Source organism: Methylosinus sp. C49 (assembly GCF_009936375.1).
GTDB lineage: Bacteria > Pseudomonadota > Alphaproteobacteria > Rhizobiales > Beijerinckiaceae > Methylosinus.
This window is the reverse complement of the sequence record NZ_AP022332.1, coordinates 817,700-832,945: the sequence shown is the minus strand read 5'-3', so window position 1 is coordinate 832,945 and position 15,246 is coordinate 817,700. Positions and strand designations below refer to the sequence as shown.

The following is a 15,246-nucleotide window of genomic DNA, read 5'->3' as shown; positions in this document are numbered from 1 at the left end:
TCGTCGGGAAACGGAGGCAAGATATGACGGCTAAATTTCACATTATCGCCCTCGGCGCTGGACTGTGCCTCGCATCGGCCATGGTCGCGCAGCCTGTTTTGGCGGCGCCCTCGCCGATCAAGAGCTTCGACACGGATAATGACGGCACGCTCGATCTCGCCGAGGTGAGCAAGGCCGCCACCACCGTCTTCGACAAGCTCGAGAAGGACAATGACGGCACGGTCGACCGCAAGGAGGTCGGCGCGCGCATCGGCAAGAAAGATTTCGCCGCCGCCGATCCAGACGATGACAAAACGCTCACGAAAGAGGAATATCTCGCCCTCGTCGGCAAGCTGTTCAAAGCGGCCGACAAGGACGACGAGGGCACGCTCGACGCCAAGGAGATGAAGTCCAAGGCGGGTCAGGCGCTGCTGAAGCTGATTCGCTGAGCGAAAAAAGGAGCGGCCGACACGCATCATGATAAAGCGTTGCGTCATCGGGGCGTCGGTCGCCGCCATTCTCGCCATAATTCCCGCCGCCGCCGAGCCGCTGCGGGTGAAGCTGGGCGTGCTGCGCCAGCAGCACTCCAGCGAAACATTGTCGATCCTCGACCTGCCGGCCGAGGACGACACGCTCGCCGGCGCGCTGATCGGCGTCGCCGACGACAACACCACAGGCCGCTTCACCGGCCAGAGCTATGAGGCCGTCGACGAGAAGCTCGCGCCCGGCGACGATGCGGTCGCCGCCGCGCAAAAGCTGCTCGACCAGGGCGCCGTGGCGATACTCGCCGATCTTTCCGCCGACGATCTTCTACATGTCGCCGATGCGCTGAAATCGCGCGACGCGCTCCTCCTCAATGTGAGCGCGGCAGACGACAGGCTGCGCGAGGAAGATTGCCGCGCCAATGTCATTCATGTCGCGCCGACGCGCTCCATGCTGACCGATGGGCTGGCGCAATATCTCGTCTGGAAGCAATGGCGCCGCTGGCTCGTCATCAAGGGCTCGCATCCGCAGGATGAGCTGCTCGCCGCGGCCTATCGCGCCAGCGCGAAGAAATTCGGCGCGAAGATCGTCGACGAGCGCGTCTATGTCGACACCGAGGGCGGACGCCGCTCCGATTCCGGCAGCGTGCAGACGCAGCGGCTGATTCCGCCGCTGACGCAGGGCGCAAATTATGACGTGCTGATCGCCGCGGACGAGAGCGAGGTTTTCGGCAATTATCTGCCCTATCGCAATTTCGATCCGCGTCCCGTAGCGGGCTCGGCCGGGCTCGTTCCGACGAGCTGGGACGCCTCTCATGAGCAATGGGGCGCGGTGCAGCTACAAAATCGCTTTCGCGCTCAGTTTCACCACGGCATGAATGCGCGCGATCATCAGGCCTGGGTCGCGGCGCGCATGATCGGCGAAGCGACGACCAGAGCCGGCTCCGCCGATCCGAAAGCGCTGCGCGACTATCTTTTGGGTCCTGAATTCACCATTGCCGCCTTCAAAGGCGTACGCCTGTCGCTGCGACCCTGGAATCGTCAGCTGCGCCAGCCTATCCTGCTCGGCGACGGACGCATGATCGTCTCTGTGTCGCCGCAGGACGGCTTCCTGCATCAGACCTCCGAGCTCGACACATTGGGCGTCGACAAGCCCGAAACCAAATGCAGGCTGAAATGAAAACGATCAGAAATCTCGGCGCGCGATTCCTTCTCCCGTTTGCGGGAGAAGATGGCCCGGCGCAGCCGGGTCGGATGAGGGTCCATTCGAGACAGCTCGGCGGCTCGCCCTCATCCGTCGCGCATTCGCGCGACACCTTCTCCCACAAGTGGGAGAAGGAGCGCGCGCTGGTTCGATCGCTCGCCCTTCTCGCAATCGTGAGCGCCTCCCCCGCCCAGGCCTTCACCGCCTATGTCAGCAATGAGAAGGGCAATAGCGTCACCATCATCGACACTGACAAGATGGAGGCGATCAAAACCGTGAAAGTCGGCCGCCGGCCGCGCGGCATAGAGATCTCCAAGGACAATTCCGAGGTCTATATCTGCGCCGGCGACGACGACACGATTCAGGTGCTCGACACCAAAACGCTCAAGATCACCGGCAATCTGCCATCCGGCCCCGATCCCGAGCTGATGATATTGAGTCCCGACGGCAAGACCGTCTATGTGTCGAACGAGAACGACAATCTCGTCACCATGATCGACACCAAGACCAAGCGCCAGGTCGGCGACGTGCCTGTCGGCGTCGAGCCGGAAGGCATGGCGGTGAGCCCGGACGGACGCATTCTCGTCAATACGTCCGAGACCACCAATATGGCGCATCTCATCGACACGCAGACGAAGCAGATCATCGCCAATGTGCTGGTCGATGCGCGCCCGCGCTTCGCCGCCTTCAAGCCGGACGCTTCCGAGCTGTGGGTGTCGTCGGAGATCGGCGGCACGGTCTCCGTCATTGATCCGCTGAGCCATAAGGTGACGCAGAAAATCCGCTTCGAGATTCCGGGCCTCTCCAAGGAGGCGATCCAGCCGATCGGCATCGCCTTCACTAATGACGGCAAGCGCGCCTTTGTCGCGCTCGGCCCGGCCAATCGCGTCGCCGTCATCGACACTGCGACGAAAAAGATCGAAAAATATCTGCTCGTCGGCCAGCGCGTCTGGCATCTCGCCTTCACGCCGGACGAGAAATATCTCCTGACCGCCAATGGCGTCTCCAATGACATCTCAATCGTCGACGCCGCCAGCCTGAAAGTGCTGAAGTCCATTCCCGTCGGCGCCTTCCCCTGGGGCATTGCGGTCGCCACCAAATGACCGACGAACCGCTCGCGCTCGACGTCGCGCATATCGGCCACAGCTATGGCGCGCGGCGCGCGCTGGACGATGTGAGCTTTTCCGTCGCGGCGGGAAGCTTCACCGTGCTGCTCGGCCTCAATGGCGCCGGCAAGAGCACGCTCTTCTCGCTCATCACGCGTCTCTACGCTGCGCGCGAGGGAAAGATCGCGATCTTCGGCCATGATGTCGCGCGCGAGAGCGGCGCGGCGCTGCGCCGGCTCGGCGTCGTCTTCCAGGCGCGCACGCTCGATCTCGAATTGAGCGTGATGCAGAATTTCATCTATCACGCCGCGCTGCACGGCATAGGCGCCGGCGAGGCGAAGCGACGCGGCGCCGCGCTGCTGGAGCGCGCCGGCCTCGCCGATCGCGCCAAGGACAAGGCGCGCGATCTCTCCGGCGGGCAGATGCGCCGCGTGGAGATATTGCGCGCGCTGCTGCATGAGCCCCGCCTCCTGCTGCTCGACGAGCCGACCGTCGGCCTCGACATAAAGGCGCGCGCCGATATTCTCGCGCAAGTGCGCGCCCTCGTCGCCGAGCGCAAGCTCGCCGTGCTGTGGACCACGCATCTCATCGACGAGGTGACGCCGAGCGACGATGTCGTCGTGCTGCACCAGGGCAAGGTTCTCGCCGCCGACACATCGGCGAATATAATGGCGGCGACATCGACGGAGTCGATCGGCGCCGCATTCGAGCAATTGACCGGCGCCAAGGCGCGGGACGCGGCATGATACGGCCCTCCCGCCGCACGCCCGAGGACAAAGCGGAACAGCGATGACGAAGGAAACCAGCGGCTTCACCGCGCGCCAATACGCCATCTGCCTTTCCGGCGTAATCTGGCGCGAGGCTCTGCGCTTCCTGCATCAGCGCGAACGCTTCGTCTCCGCGCTGGTGCGGCCATTGGTTTGGCTGCTGATCTTCGCCGCCGGCTTTCGCCAGGTCCTCGGCGTGTCGATCATCCCGCCCTATGAGACCTATGTTCTCTACGAGGTCTATATCACGCCGGGATTGATGGCGATGATCCAGCTCTTCAATGGAATGCAATCCTCGCTGTCCATGGTCTATGACCGCGAGATGGGCAATATGCGCACGCTGCTGGTCTCGCCCTTTCCGCGCTGGTATCTGCTCGGCGCCAAGCTTCTCGCCGGCGTCGCCGTGTCGATATTGCAAGTCTACGCCTATCTCTTCATCGCCTATTTCTGGGAGATCGAGCCGCCGACGCCGCTCGGCTATCTCACCGTGCTGCCGGCGCTCGTGCTCGGAGGACTGATGTTCGGCGCGCTCGGCATGCTGCTCTCATCCGCGATCAAGCAGCTCGAGAATTTCGCGGGCGTGATGAATTTCGTCATCTTCCCCATGTTCTTCGCCTCATCCGCGCTCTATCCGCTGTGGCGCGTGCAGGAGTCGAGTCCCGTTCTCTATTGGCTCTGCCTCGTCAATCCCTTCACCCATGCGGTGGAACTGATCCGCTTCGCCTTTTATGAGAAAATCTCCTGGGACTCGCTCGCCGCCGTCGCCGGCTACACGACGTTCTTCTCGGCAGGCGCGCTCATCGCCTATGATCCCGCCAAGGGAATGCTGATGCGCAAGGGCGGCTGAGCCGCCCCCGCTCACTGGGCCGCTTCGAAGACCCGCTCGTCGCGACGCGCTGCGACTGTCCCGGGCGTCGTCTCGATCCAATCGACCGCGACCGGCTTGCGCGTTCGGAACATTTCCGGGGCCGGCAGCGCATCGTCGGCCTTGTAGCCGATCAATATGGAAGCAACGATATCGATCTCCGCGCCGAGACCGAGATAATGTCGAAGATCGCGCTGCACATTGAGATAATTGGATTGAATGCAGGTCGATAGGCCACGCGACTGCGCGGCGAGCGTGACCGCATAAGTGAAATTGGCCAATCCGAAAGTGCGCGTCAAAGCATTGACGCGCACCAGCACGGGCACATTGCGCAGCGAGGTGAAAAAGCAGCGCAGTCCTTGCAGAAGGCTCGGCTCGCGCGCCGCCCGCCGCAGCAGCGCGAAGAGCGACAAGCGCACGAGATCGACATATCTGCGCCGATCCGCGGTGCGATAGACGAGCACCAGCCGCGGCGCGCCTTTGACCTCGAAGAAGCGCCGATACATGCCGGTCACATAGCGCCTCCATTCATTCGCCGTCGCCGGCTTGCGCTCGTCCACCTTGGAAGGCTCCACGCCGCCATTGCGCAGCACCTGCTCCAGCACCGGAAAGACGGACTCCCATCCGGCCAGCTCGAAGCGCGCGATCACATCTTTCGATGCGTCATGGCCGAGCGCGATCACCTTCCAGGCTTGCGTGTTGCCCGGCGACGGAGCCCATGATGCGAGCTCGAATATTTCCGCGAGCAATGCGTCGTCGACCGGCGCATCGCTGTAATGCCGAATGGCTCTTCTTTCGCGCAATCCTTTTTCGAGACTTATATCGTCCATGCGCTCACTCCTTCATTTCCACCAACGCTGCGCTTTCATCGCGACGAGCCTCAATTCGGCATAGAGACGCGAACGCCCTCTCCATCCCTCGATTCCTCCCCGGCTCCGATCGCTTTCGAGAAGTGACGATTGAGACGCTTCGGCCGTTGTCGATGTGCCGCGATCGATTCCGCGAGGCGCGCTCCGACACAAGACGAGGCGCGAACGCGCGGCGCGTCGATGATCTCGTGCAGCGCCGGCGACAGATCGTCCATTTCATCGGCGAAAGCGATATGCGCGAGGATTTGCAGCAAATGCGCTTCGGCGATATTGCGCGTCTCGCCCGTTCGATCCTCGACGGTGAAGTAGGCGTCGCCGATTTGCGCCGGACGCCCCTGAAAGACCGCCGCCATGCGGTCGATCGCGATTTTCGCGTCAGCGATCCGCTCGGCCGGGGTGAAACGCTCGACCCTTCGACGATCGGCGAGAACCTCGGACAGCAGCACTGGGATCGCATCCGTCACCATGGCGCGCGACATGACATCCCATCCGATGAGCCCGGCCATATGGCAGAGCCCCAAGGTATGATAGGGAACGCCGATCCGCAGATGCGGCATCAATATTTTGATATCCGATCGCGCGCAAACGACCTCGCGGCAGCTGAGCGCCAATTCGACGCCGGCGCCGACGAGATGGCCTTCGACGCGCGCCATCGTCGGGACGCTGCGGCCGAGCTCGCGCAGCAACTGCGTGACGCGAACGAAATAATTGTCTTCGCCCAGCAGATCTTCGCCGGGACTGACGCGCCGCGCCGCGGCTTCGAAGTCATGGAGATTGAGACCGGCGCAAGCGACAGAGCCGGAAGCCGTGTCGAAAGCGATCTCGAGACGATCGAAGGGCAGCTCGTGAAATCGGCGAAGCGTCTCATAGAGACTATCCGTCGCGGCTTTCGTCAGCGCATTGTGGTTCGGCGGGTCCGAAACAATGATGTGAAGCACGCCGTCGCCGGCCTTGTAGCGCAGGCCCGCGACATCCGCGAGCCCGAGCATGGCGCGCTTCGCCTCTTGCTGGAAATTGACGTCGTGCTGCATTTTGAAAACTCCGATCGACGTGAAATTGGGCGCATCGAAAAGGACGCGTGATTAAAGGGGCCATGCGGCTGCGCCGATTTCGCCTCGCGCCCCTATGATCCGGCGCCCGATTTCGGAGCCTCGACCGCGCGAAGCAAAAGGGTCGCGAGCCAGGACGTCTCCGCCTCGACGAAGCTGCTCGGAACCAATATTGCGATCACGATGATCGCGACCGCGATGAGGAAAAGCGACGGCATCAGCAATCTCGGGGGACGCCGCTCGATCGGTCGCGGAACCCATGGGATATGGCGCATTGGCGTAACCGCACGGCGCGCGCTGTCCTGCGTCTTGCGTTGATCCGGCGATTCTTGCGCATCCCGCCAAGCGGCGAGCACACGGCGCGCGAACACGGTCTTCCATTCGGCATGAGCGTGATCGGGATGCAGCCAGATCATCAGCCAGCGCATATGCTTTCGCATATCGGCGCGGCTCGCGCCGGGGCGCACGCCGAGAATTCGATGGCTATCGGCCGCAGGAAAGAACAAGATCTGCTGCACATAGAATTCCGCCGCCGCTTTCACATAGCTCTTGTCCTTGCCGGAGCGACGCGCGGCCTCATCGAGCGTTTCCTCGCAGCCGGCCGCGATGCGAATGACCTCGAGCACGTCGTCGGGCAATGGCAGCTCGCGCGCGCGCGCCGCCATCGGCGGGATCGACGCGAGATCGAGCGCGCATTGCAATGCCCTGCTTCGCGGCACGTCACTGTTCCATCGTCGCGGAAATTGCGCGATCCTTTTGGTTCTTCGCTCCATAGCCGAGATATTCGCCGCCATAGGCAGGACCGTGGCCGTAAGCGTCGCCATAGGCGTAGCCATAGGAGTGACCGACGTTGGTCGCGTCGAACTTATTCAGCAGGCACCCGAGAATACGCGTGCGTGCGAAATCCAGCCGCTTGACCGCCGCGCGGACGACGCGCCGGCGCGTGTGCATCGAATCGACCACGAACACCGCGCCATCCACAATGCTGCCGAGCAAGGGCGCGTCGGCGAGGCCCACGACCGGAGGACCGTCGATGACGACAATGTCGAATTTTTCGCGCGCCAGCGCGAGCAGCGAGGCGAAGCGCGGCCCCGCCAAAAGCTCCGCGGGATTCGGAGGCACAGGGCCGGAGGACATGAAGGTGACGCCATAGATGAGATTCTCGGTGACGGCGGCCGAGGCGTCCAATGCGCCGGTCAGCACATTGGCGAGGCCGATGCTGTTGTCGACGGAGAGTATGTCGTGCAATGACGGCTTGCGCATATCGGCGTCGATCAAGAGCACCTGCAATCCGAGCTGCGCGAAATTGGCCGCGATGCAGACCGATGTCGTCGACTTGCCTTCTCCCGGCTGCGAGCTCGTGACGAGGATCGTTTTGGGCGCGCCCGTCGCCGTCGAGAATTGCAACGAGGTCCGCAACGAGCGATAGGCTTCCGCCATCGAGGACAGAGGGTCGCTGACGACCTCGCTCGCGACGGAATAGGAAGGGTCGCGGGCTTTCTCGTCATCCCGCCGCGCGAGGGGAATGACGCCGAGCACGGTGAGGCCGAGCGCCTCCTCGATCTCTTCCGGAATCTTGAACGTGTCGTCGAGAAATTCGCGCACCGCGATCGTCGCGACCGAGGCGATCAGACCGAGAACAAGGGCGAGGCCGAGATTCACCATTAGCCGCGGACTCGACGGGCTCCTCGGCCGCTCCGCCTTGTCGATGACCGAGACATTGTTGGTCCCGATCGCGCCGGTCACGCCGACCTCCTTATATTGCTGCAGCAAGCCGTCGTACAAGGATCGATTCGTGTCGGCCTCTCTTTGCAGAATATTATATTGAATGCTGCGATCCCGCAGATCGAGCGCATCCGCCTTCAGGCTTTCGATGCGCTTGAGGAACGACGATTCCTGATCGCGCGCGGCTTCATAGCGCGCCTTGATCGCCTGACGAATGAACTCGACGTGCTGCCTGATCTGGCGATCATATTCCGCGATCTGCGCCCGCAGCTGCCTCATTTCTGGAAAGTCCGGCTTCATGACGCCGAGCTTGTCCTGATAATCCGCCATCAGCTCGGTGCGGCGTTCGCGGGCTTTTTGAATGCTCTTGTCGTCCAGCACCTGCGGCAATCCCAATCCGCTACCGCTCTGCGCCTGCATCCACAGCTGCTCTTCCTTGATGCGCTGCGCCATGGCTGCGCCGAGGGAGTCGTTGAGCGATTTGAGATTGGCGCCGGCGATGGAGAGCTTGTCGTCCACATTCACAATGCCTTCGCGTTGCGCATAGGCGACGACCTGCTTCTCGGAGTCTTCCAATTTGAGCTTCACCTGCTGCAGCTTTTCCTCGAGGAATGTGCGCGCATAAGCGGAGGCGCTGTAGCGGCGGTCCAGCGTCATCGCCACGAAATTCTCGGCGACCGCTGCGCTGATCTGCTGCGCGAGAACGGCGCTTTTGCTGCTGAAGCTGACCTTCACGATGCGCGACATCGGGATCGGCTGCACCGTGAGGCCTTTCAGCACGGCGTCGACCGCCGAGCGTCGCCTGCCGACATTTTCGGGCTCCTCCTCGCGTCGCTGGAACAGCCCTTGGAGCACGCGCCCGAGCAGAGAGACCTCCACATCGACGAAGCCCTTCCTGTCCGCGAGCGAGAGCGAGGACACGACGCGCTCGGCGAGCGCGTGACTCTTCAAAAGCTCGTATTGAGTCGTGTAGAATTGCGGATCGTCGGATTTCTCCACCAGCGCGTCTTGATTGCGCACGATCTTCGCGGCCTCGCGATCGATCTGTATCGTCGTCGTCGCAGTATAGATTCGCGGCATAAGGAAGGTGATGACGAAGGCGCAGAGTATCGCGCCGGCGCAGATAGCGGCCACGAGAATGCGATGCTTGACGAGCAGGCCTACATATTTGAGGAAGTTCGAGGCGCCGCTATTGTCATCGAAGCTCTGCTGCCGTTCGTCACAAGTGGCAGAGTAGCGTCTGCCGGCGACGATCGCGCGCTCCGACGGCGTAGCGTCGAGAGCGACGGCAGACGCACCCGTCTCTGGCCTTTGATCCGCGCTCATTCCAAAAACACCCTTCTAACGTTGACTTTGGAGCATCACCAAGGTCTCGCTCCGATGTTGATCATTGCGGGGACGGCCGATTTGATGACTTGCACGCCTGTGCGCGCCAGGGATTCGTCGACCACGATCGTGTCTCCGCCATAGACCAACGGATCGGGCGCCTGGCCGGAACGAATGGCTGCGACGTCGAATTTCGCGCTGACGCGCCTTTGATCGGAGACGCGGATCAGCGTCACCGCAGAGTCGCCGACGTCATTGATCCCTTCCGCCAGCGCCAGCGCTTGCAGCAGTGTGTTCTTGCCCTTGAGCGCATAGACGCCCGGCTTTTTCACCGCGCCTTCGACCGTCACACGAAGCCCGACCGACTCTTTCACGAACACCGACACTTGTGGCGATTGCAGATATTTCGCCGCGAGCTTGCGCGTGAGCTCGGCTTCCAACTCGCTCACCGTTCGCCCTGCGGCGACGACTCCGCCGATCAAGGGAAAGGAGATGCGGCCATTGCCGTCGACCTGCGCCACGCGGCTGAGATTGGTGAAACCGAATATGTTTATTTCCAGCACGTCCTGCGCGGAGATGCGGTAATCGCTCTGTGTGAAATCCGTGTCGGCTCTCGCCGTATCGGGCTCCGGCAGGCTGGCGGTGTAGGACGGATCGACGCCCACGCCGACCTGCGGAGCGCATGCGGAAAGCGTGACGCAAAGGGCGGCGAGCGCCGAGAATCGTAATAGACACAACATCATAATCTGGCCTTTGCTCCCGTGGGCGCGCATCCTCTGCTCGACCGAAGCTCTTGAAACAATGGCTCGCGAACGGCGCGCGGCGCGAAATCTCCAGCGCCTCGGTCAGCCGGGCTCGACGGCGCGATAGGGGTAATCCATCGCCACGGCGTCGAGCGCGGGAAGCCTCTCCGCGCGTTCGGCGACGGTGCGGCGGCGGCGGTCGTTCGGCGTCTCGCGCTCACACGATGCGGCATGCGCCGCGAACTCCTGGCGATACCAGCGGATCGCATGCTCGACCGCGCGTCCGTTCAGCTTCTCGCCGCCGAGCGCGACGAGCAGCGTCCCAATGACGATGTCGAGATCGAGCCGCGGGCCGGCGTGCTTGATGTACCAGAGGTCGAGCGCGTTTTTTTCTTCCGGCGTGACGATGGTGCCGCCATTGATCTGCGCCCAGCCGGTGACGCCCGGACGCACGCTGAGTCGCGGCCCGGGGTCTTCGGGCTGATCCTGCGGCAAGAGCGGCCGCGGACCGATGAGCGACATATGACCCGCGATCACATTATAGAGCTGAGGAATTTCATCGAGTCGGCTCGCGCGGATCATGCGGCCGATGCGGGATAGACGCTGCTCCTCCGGCGCCGGACGGCCCTTGTCGTCGAACGGCGCGCGATAGGTGCGGAACTTATAGAGCAGGAATTTCTGGCCGTTCTTGCCGATTCGCTGCTGCCAGAACAGTATGGGCGCGCCGACATCGGTAAAGACGACATAGGCGACGCAGATCGCGAGTGGAAAAGCCGCGACGAGCAGTAGGCTCGCGGCGCAAATGTCGATGACGCGCTTCGCCTTGAAATATACGGGCGCCTCGAATGTCTCGATCGCGCCGAGCTCCTGCGCCGCGGCGGGCGGCGCAGCGATGAAGTTCCACGCTTCCGTTATGCAGTGGATCGGCACGCCGCGCGCCGCGCATTGCGCCTCGACCGCAGCGAGAAGATCGGCGGGCAGGAAGGTCATGTCCTCGGCGAGCCACACCTCATCGACATCGACGCCATGGACGGCGTATTCGTCGATAACGGCGCCGATGTCGCTAGGATCGCCGACGATAGAGACGCCGGCGATCTTGCGGCCGAGAAGCTCTGGCCGAGCGTCGAGCGCGGCGACGATCTGAGTCGTGCGCGGCCGCAGATAATCGGTCAATTTGATCGCCGCCGAGGCGAAGCGATCGACGCCGACAACGATCACGCGGCGCAGATCGGCCTCGGCCTCCGCGCTGTCGCGCTCATGCGCGAGGTCCTTATAGAAGAGCGCGCGCATCGCCATGCGCGCGGCGATCATGCCGGCGACGAGCACCAATCCGAAGATCAAGGGCGTCGAGCGCGGCACGCCTTCGAAGCGCGCGGCCGCGAAAAATAGGGCCGAGCTGGAAACGACCGCGCAAGCGGCGGCGGCGCAGAGGGCGAAGGCGTCGCGCGCGGAGAAGAACTGCCCCATGCGGTCGCTCAGCCGAAAGGCGAGGATCATGACGACGGCGCAGCCTGCGGAGATGACCGCATATTCATAAGGCGCTGGAAAGGCCGTCGGAAAATCGCCGGGGTCGAGCAGCGATGGATCACGAAGAGCGAGCGCGACAAAGGGCGCGATGATCGCCGACACGAGATCGGCGGGCTCGATTCGAAAACGAATGCGGTCTCTCGATGCTGGCGAAGCCAATCGCATGGCGCAAATTCTCCGATCGCGATCGGAAACTGGCGTGCATTTTCCGAAAAGTCACTCCGGGCTGGCGTCTAAGTCCAATGACGGACGCAGGTATCTGGACATGCGCCCGGACATGCGCGCGCAATCGCGAAAAGCCGGAAAATCATTGTCGGAAGGTGTGGCGCAGTCGCCGCGAAGGACGCGCGGGACGATGTCAGCGGCACGGCCGAAACCGTGGGAAAATTCGGCGCGCGGAGGCGCCGGACGAGCGAGTCGTTTGTGGATAAGCTCGCAAGCGCAGCCTGCGAACGCGACAGCCTCGCCGCTCGAGCGGCGAGGCTGGCTGATCGGCGAAGATCGCGCGGCAGAATCGGCGCTATTCGCCGGCGGCGACGATCTGCCGGCTGCGCTCCGCCATCTCGCGATAGCGCTCCTGCCATTCGGTGGGACCGTTGGACGGCGAGACCTGCACCGCCGTCACCTTATATTCCGGGCAATTGGTCGCCCAATCGGAATTGTCGGTGGTGACGACATTGGTCTGGCACAGAGGATGGTGGAACGTTGTGTAGACGACGCCGGGCGCGACGCGATCGGTGATCTTGGCGTGCAGCGTCGTCTCGCCGGCGCGGCTCTGCACGCGCACCCAATCGCCCTCGCGCACGCCGCGCACCTCGGCGTCATGCGGATGGAGCTCCAGCACATCCTCGGGATGCCATTGGCTGTTCTCGGTTCGGCGCGTCTGCGCGCCGACATTGTATTGCGAGAGAATGCGGCCGGTGGTCAGCAGCAGCGGGAAGCGCGGCCCGGTGCGCTCCTCCGTCGGCACATATTCGGTGATGACGAATTTGCCTTTGCCGCGCGCGAATTTATCGATGTGCATGATCGGCATGCCTTCCGGCGACAGATCATTGCAGGGCCATTGCACCGAGCCCGCCTCGTCGAGCTTGGCGTAGGAGACATGGGCGAAGGATGGCGTGAGCTTGGCGATCTCGTCCATGATCTCGCTCGGATGCGTGTAATTCCAATTGCAGCCGAGCGCATTGGCGAAGAGCTGCGTCGCCTCCCAATCGGCATAGCGGGCCTTGGGGCTCATCACGCGGCGCACGCGCTGAATGCGGCGCTCGGCGTTGATGAAGACGCCGTCCTTCTCGAGGAAGCTCGCGCCGGGCAAAAAGACATGCGCGTAATTGGCGGTCTCATTGAGGAAGAGATCCTGCACGACGAGACATTCCAGCGCGCCGAGCCCGGCCGAGACATGCTTGATGTCCGGGTCCGACTGCAGAATATCCTCACCCTGCACATAGAGGCCCTTGAACACGCCATCGACAGCGGCGTCGAACATATTGGGAATGCGCAGGCCCGGCTCGCCGTCCAGCGGAACGCCCCAGGCCTCCTCGAACAGCTTGCGCACATTGTCGTCGGAGACATGGCGATAGCCGGGGAACTCATGCGGGAAAGACCCCATATCGCAGGAGCCCTGCACATTGTTCTGCCCGCGCAGCGGATTGACGCCGACGCCGGGACGGCCGAGATTGCCGGTCGCCATTGCGAGATTGGCGATGGCCATCACTGTGGTCGAGCCCTGGCTATGCTCGGTGACGCCGAGGCCGTAGTAAATGGTGGCGTTGCCGCCGGTGGCGTAGAGACGCGCCGCGCCGCGCACGAGATGCGCCGGAACGCCGGTGAACTTCTCCACCGCCTCCGGGCTGTTGCTCTCCTCGCCGACGAAGGCGGCCCATTCCAAATATTCGTCCCAATCGCAACGCTCGCGCACGAAGGCCTCATTCACGAGCCCCTCTTTCACCACCACATGGGCGAGCGCGGTGACGATGGCGACATTGGTTCCCGGACGCAGCGGCAGATGGAAGGCCGCGCTGATATGCGGCGAGCGCACCAGCTCGGTGCGGCGTGGATCGACGACGATGAGCTTGGCGCCCTCGCGTATCCGCCGCTTGATCTGCGAGCCGACGACCGGATGCGCGTCGGTCGGATTGCAGCCGATGATGAGAATGACGTCGGCCTCGGCGACGGAATCGAAATCCTGCGTGCCGGCCGAGGTGCCGAAAGCCTGGCTGAGGCCATAGCCGGTCGGCGAATGGCAAACCCGCGCGCATGTGTCGACATTATTATTGCCGAAGCCGCTGCGGATGAGCTTTTGCACCAGAAACGTCTCCTCGCTGGTGCAGCGCGAGGAGGTGATGCCGCCGACGGCGAGCCGGCCGTATTTCGCCTGAATGCGCTTGAACTCAGAGGCGGCGTGGGAGATCGCCTCCTCCCAGGACACTTCGCGCCAGGGGTCGGTGATCTTCTCGCGGATCATCGGGCTGGTCACGCGGTCGCGATGCAGCGCATAGCCATAGGCGAAGCGGCCCTTGATGCAGCTGTGGCCGTGATTGGCCTTGCCGTCCTTCCACGGGACCATGCGCACGATCTCCTCGCCGCGCATCTCCGCCTTGAAGGCGCAGCCGACGCCGCAATAGGCGCAAGTGGTGACGGCCGAATGCTCCGGCTGGCCGATGGCGATGACGGAGTTTTCGGTGAGCGTCGCGGTCGGGCAGGCCTGCACGCAGGCGCCGCAGGAGACGCACTCCGATTCCATATAGGCCTCGCCCGCGCCCGGCGAGACGCGGCTGTCGAAGCCGCGGCCTTCGATCGTCAGCGCGAATGTGCCCTGCACTTCCTGGCAGGCGCGCACGCAGCGATTGCAGACGATGCATTTGGACGGATCATAGGTGAAATAGGGATTGGATTTGTCCTTGGGCTTCCAATCCTCGTTGCGGCGGCCCTCGCGACGCGCCGTCACATGATTGCGCCCGCTATAGCCATAGCGCACCTCGCGCAGGCTCACAGCGCCCGCCATGGACTGCAGCTCGCAATCGCCATTGGCCGGGCAGGTGAGGCAGTCGAGCGGATGATCGGAGATATAGAGCTCCATTATGCCGCGGCGGATCGAGTCGAGCCGCGGCGAGAAGGTCTTCACTGCAATGCCCGGCATGACCGGCGTGGTGCAGGAGGCGGAGAGATTCCCGCGGCCCTCTATCTCTATGAGGCAGAGGCGGCAGGAGCCGAAGGAGTGGAGATTGTCGGAAGCGCAGAGCTTGGGGATCTCGACGCCGATCTGCATCGCCGCGCGCATGATCGACGTGCCTTCCGGCACGGTGATCTCCGTCCCGTCGATGGTCAGAGTGACTTCCTTCTCAGAGCGGGAAGCCGGCGTTCCATAGTCGATTTCCTTGATGAGGCTCATGATTCTGGTCCCCGCGAGGCCGGAAGAATTTGATGTACTCTAATTACATAACGATAGACAGGCGGATTTTTGTCAATAACCGCAAATCGTCGCTCGATAGACGAAGCCTATAATATTTCGCTGACGACGCCAGATACCGGAGTCGGGCGCGCGAATATATCGAGCCGGACGACGCGGGAACGGAAGCCGGAATGTCGCGTGGCGAAAAAGGCG

The 15,246-nt window shown here is 63.0% G+C and carries 12 protein-coding genes; 6 read left to right on the top strand and 6 right to left on the bottom strand.

Going from position 1 to position 15,246, the window contains the following annotated elements; translation table 11 throughout:
• The first annotated feature begins 23 nt into the window (after positions 1-23).
• The 5 genes from GYH34_RS03850 (at position 24) to GYH34_RS03830 (ending at position 4,385) form a co-directional block, all read left to right on the top strand.
• Positions 24-428 (top strand): calcium-binding protein, encoded by a 405-nt coding sequence (locus GYH34_RS03850; RefSeq protein ID WP_161912438.1) that lies wholly within the window; start codon positions 24-26, stop codon positions 426-428.
• Between the two features lie 28 nt (positions 429-456).
• Positions 457-1,641, top strand: coding sequence for an ABC transporter substrate-binding protein (locus GYH34_RS03845; RefSeq protein WP_161912437.1), 1,185 nt, complete (start codon positions 457-459; stop codon positions 1,639-1,641).
• A 74-nt stretch (positions 1,642-1,715) separates the two neighbouring features.
• Positions 1,716-2,768 carry a YVTN family beta-propeller repeat protein gene (locus tag GYH34_RS03840; protein WP_161912436.1) on the top strand — a complete coding sequence of 351 codons (1,053 nt, stop codon included), beginning with the start codon at positions 1,716-1,718 and terminating at the stop codon, positions 2,766-2,768.
• Complete coding sequence (locus GYH34_RS03835; protein ID WP_161912435.1) at positions 2,765-3,517, top strand: ABC transporter ATP-binding protein; 753 nt, start codon at positions 2,765-2,767, stop codon at positions 3,515-3,517. Before GYH34_RS03840 ends, GYH34_RS03835 begins: the two co-directional genes overlap by 4 nt.
• Before the next feature lie 43 nt (positions 3,518-3,560).
• Complete coding sequence (locus GYH34_RS03830) at positions 3,561-4,385, top strand: ABC transporter permease (protein ID WP_161912434.1); 825 nt, start codon at positions 3,561-3,563, stop codon at positions 4,383-4,385.
• Positions 4,386-4,396: 11 nt separating this feature from the next.
• Here the strand turns inward: GYH34_RS03830 and GYH34_RS03825 are convergent, their stop codons facing one another.
• Positions 4,397-5,233: a nitroreductase family protein gene (locus tag GYH34_RS03825; protein ID WP_161912433.1), complete on the bottom strand. Its 837-nt coding sequence runs from the start codon at positions 5,231-5,233 to the stop codon at positions 4,397-4,399.
• 122 nt (positions 5,234-5,355) lie between these two features.
• Between GYH34_RS03825 and GYH34_RS21870 the strand changes: the two genes are divergently transcribed.
• Positions 5,356-6,354, top strand: a complete 999-nt coding sequence (locus GYH34_RS21870) for a hypothetical protein (protein WP_244635256.1) — start codon at positions 5,356-5,358, stop codon at positions 6,352-6,354.
• A gap of 41 nt (positions 6,355-6,395) precedes the next feature.
• Here the strand turns inward: GYH34_RS21870 and GYH34_RS03815 are convergent, their stop codons facing one another.
• The 5 genes from GYH34_RS03815 to fdhF all read right to left on the bottom strand — a co-directional run bounded on the left by GYH34_RS03815 (position 6,396) and on the right by fdhF (position 15,033).
• A complete protein-coding gene (locus tag GYH34_RS03815; RefSeq protein WP_161912431.1) occupies positions 6,396-7,040 on the bottom strand; it encodes a hypothetical protein in 645 nt (214 codons plus the stop codon).
• Between the two features lies 1 nt (position 7,041).
• The gene (locus tag GYH34_RS03810; RefSeq protein ID WP_161912430.1) at positions 7,042-9,372 is read right to left on the bottom strand and encodes a polysaccharide biosynthesis tyrosine autokinase; all 2,331 of its coding nucleotides are present in this window, start codon (positions 9,370-9,372) and stop codon (positions 7,042-7,044) included.
• A gap of 35 nt (positions 9,373-9,407) precedes the next feature.
• Positions 9,408-10,115 carry a polysaccharide biosynthesis/export family protein gene (locus GYH34_RS03805; protein ID WP_161912429.1) on the bottom strand — a complete coding sequence of 236 codons (708 nt, stop codon included), beginning with the start codon at positions 10,113-10,115 and terminating at the stop codon, positions 9,408-9,410.
• A gap of 102 nt (positions 10,116-10,217) precedes the next feature.
• Positions 10,218-11,744: a sugar transferase gene (locus GYH34_RS03800; RefSeq protein ID WP_244635255.1), complete on the bottom strand. Its 1,527-nt coding sequence runs from the start codon at positions 11,742-11,744 to the stop codon at positions 10,218-10,220.
• Positions 11,745-12,162: 418 nt separating this feature from the next.
• Entirely contained in the window at positions 12,163-15,033 is a 2,871-nt protein-coding gene (gene fdhF, locus GYH34_RS03795; RefSeq protein WP_161912428.1) for a formate dehydrogenase subunit alpha, read from the bottom strand.
• Positions 15,034-15,246 lie beyond the last annotated feature (213 nt).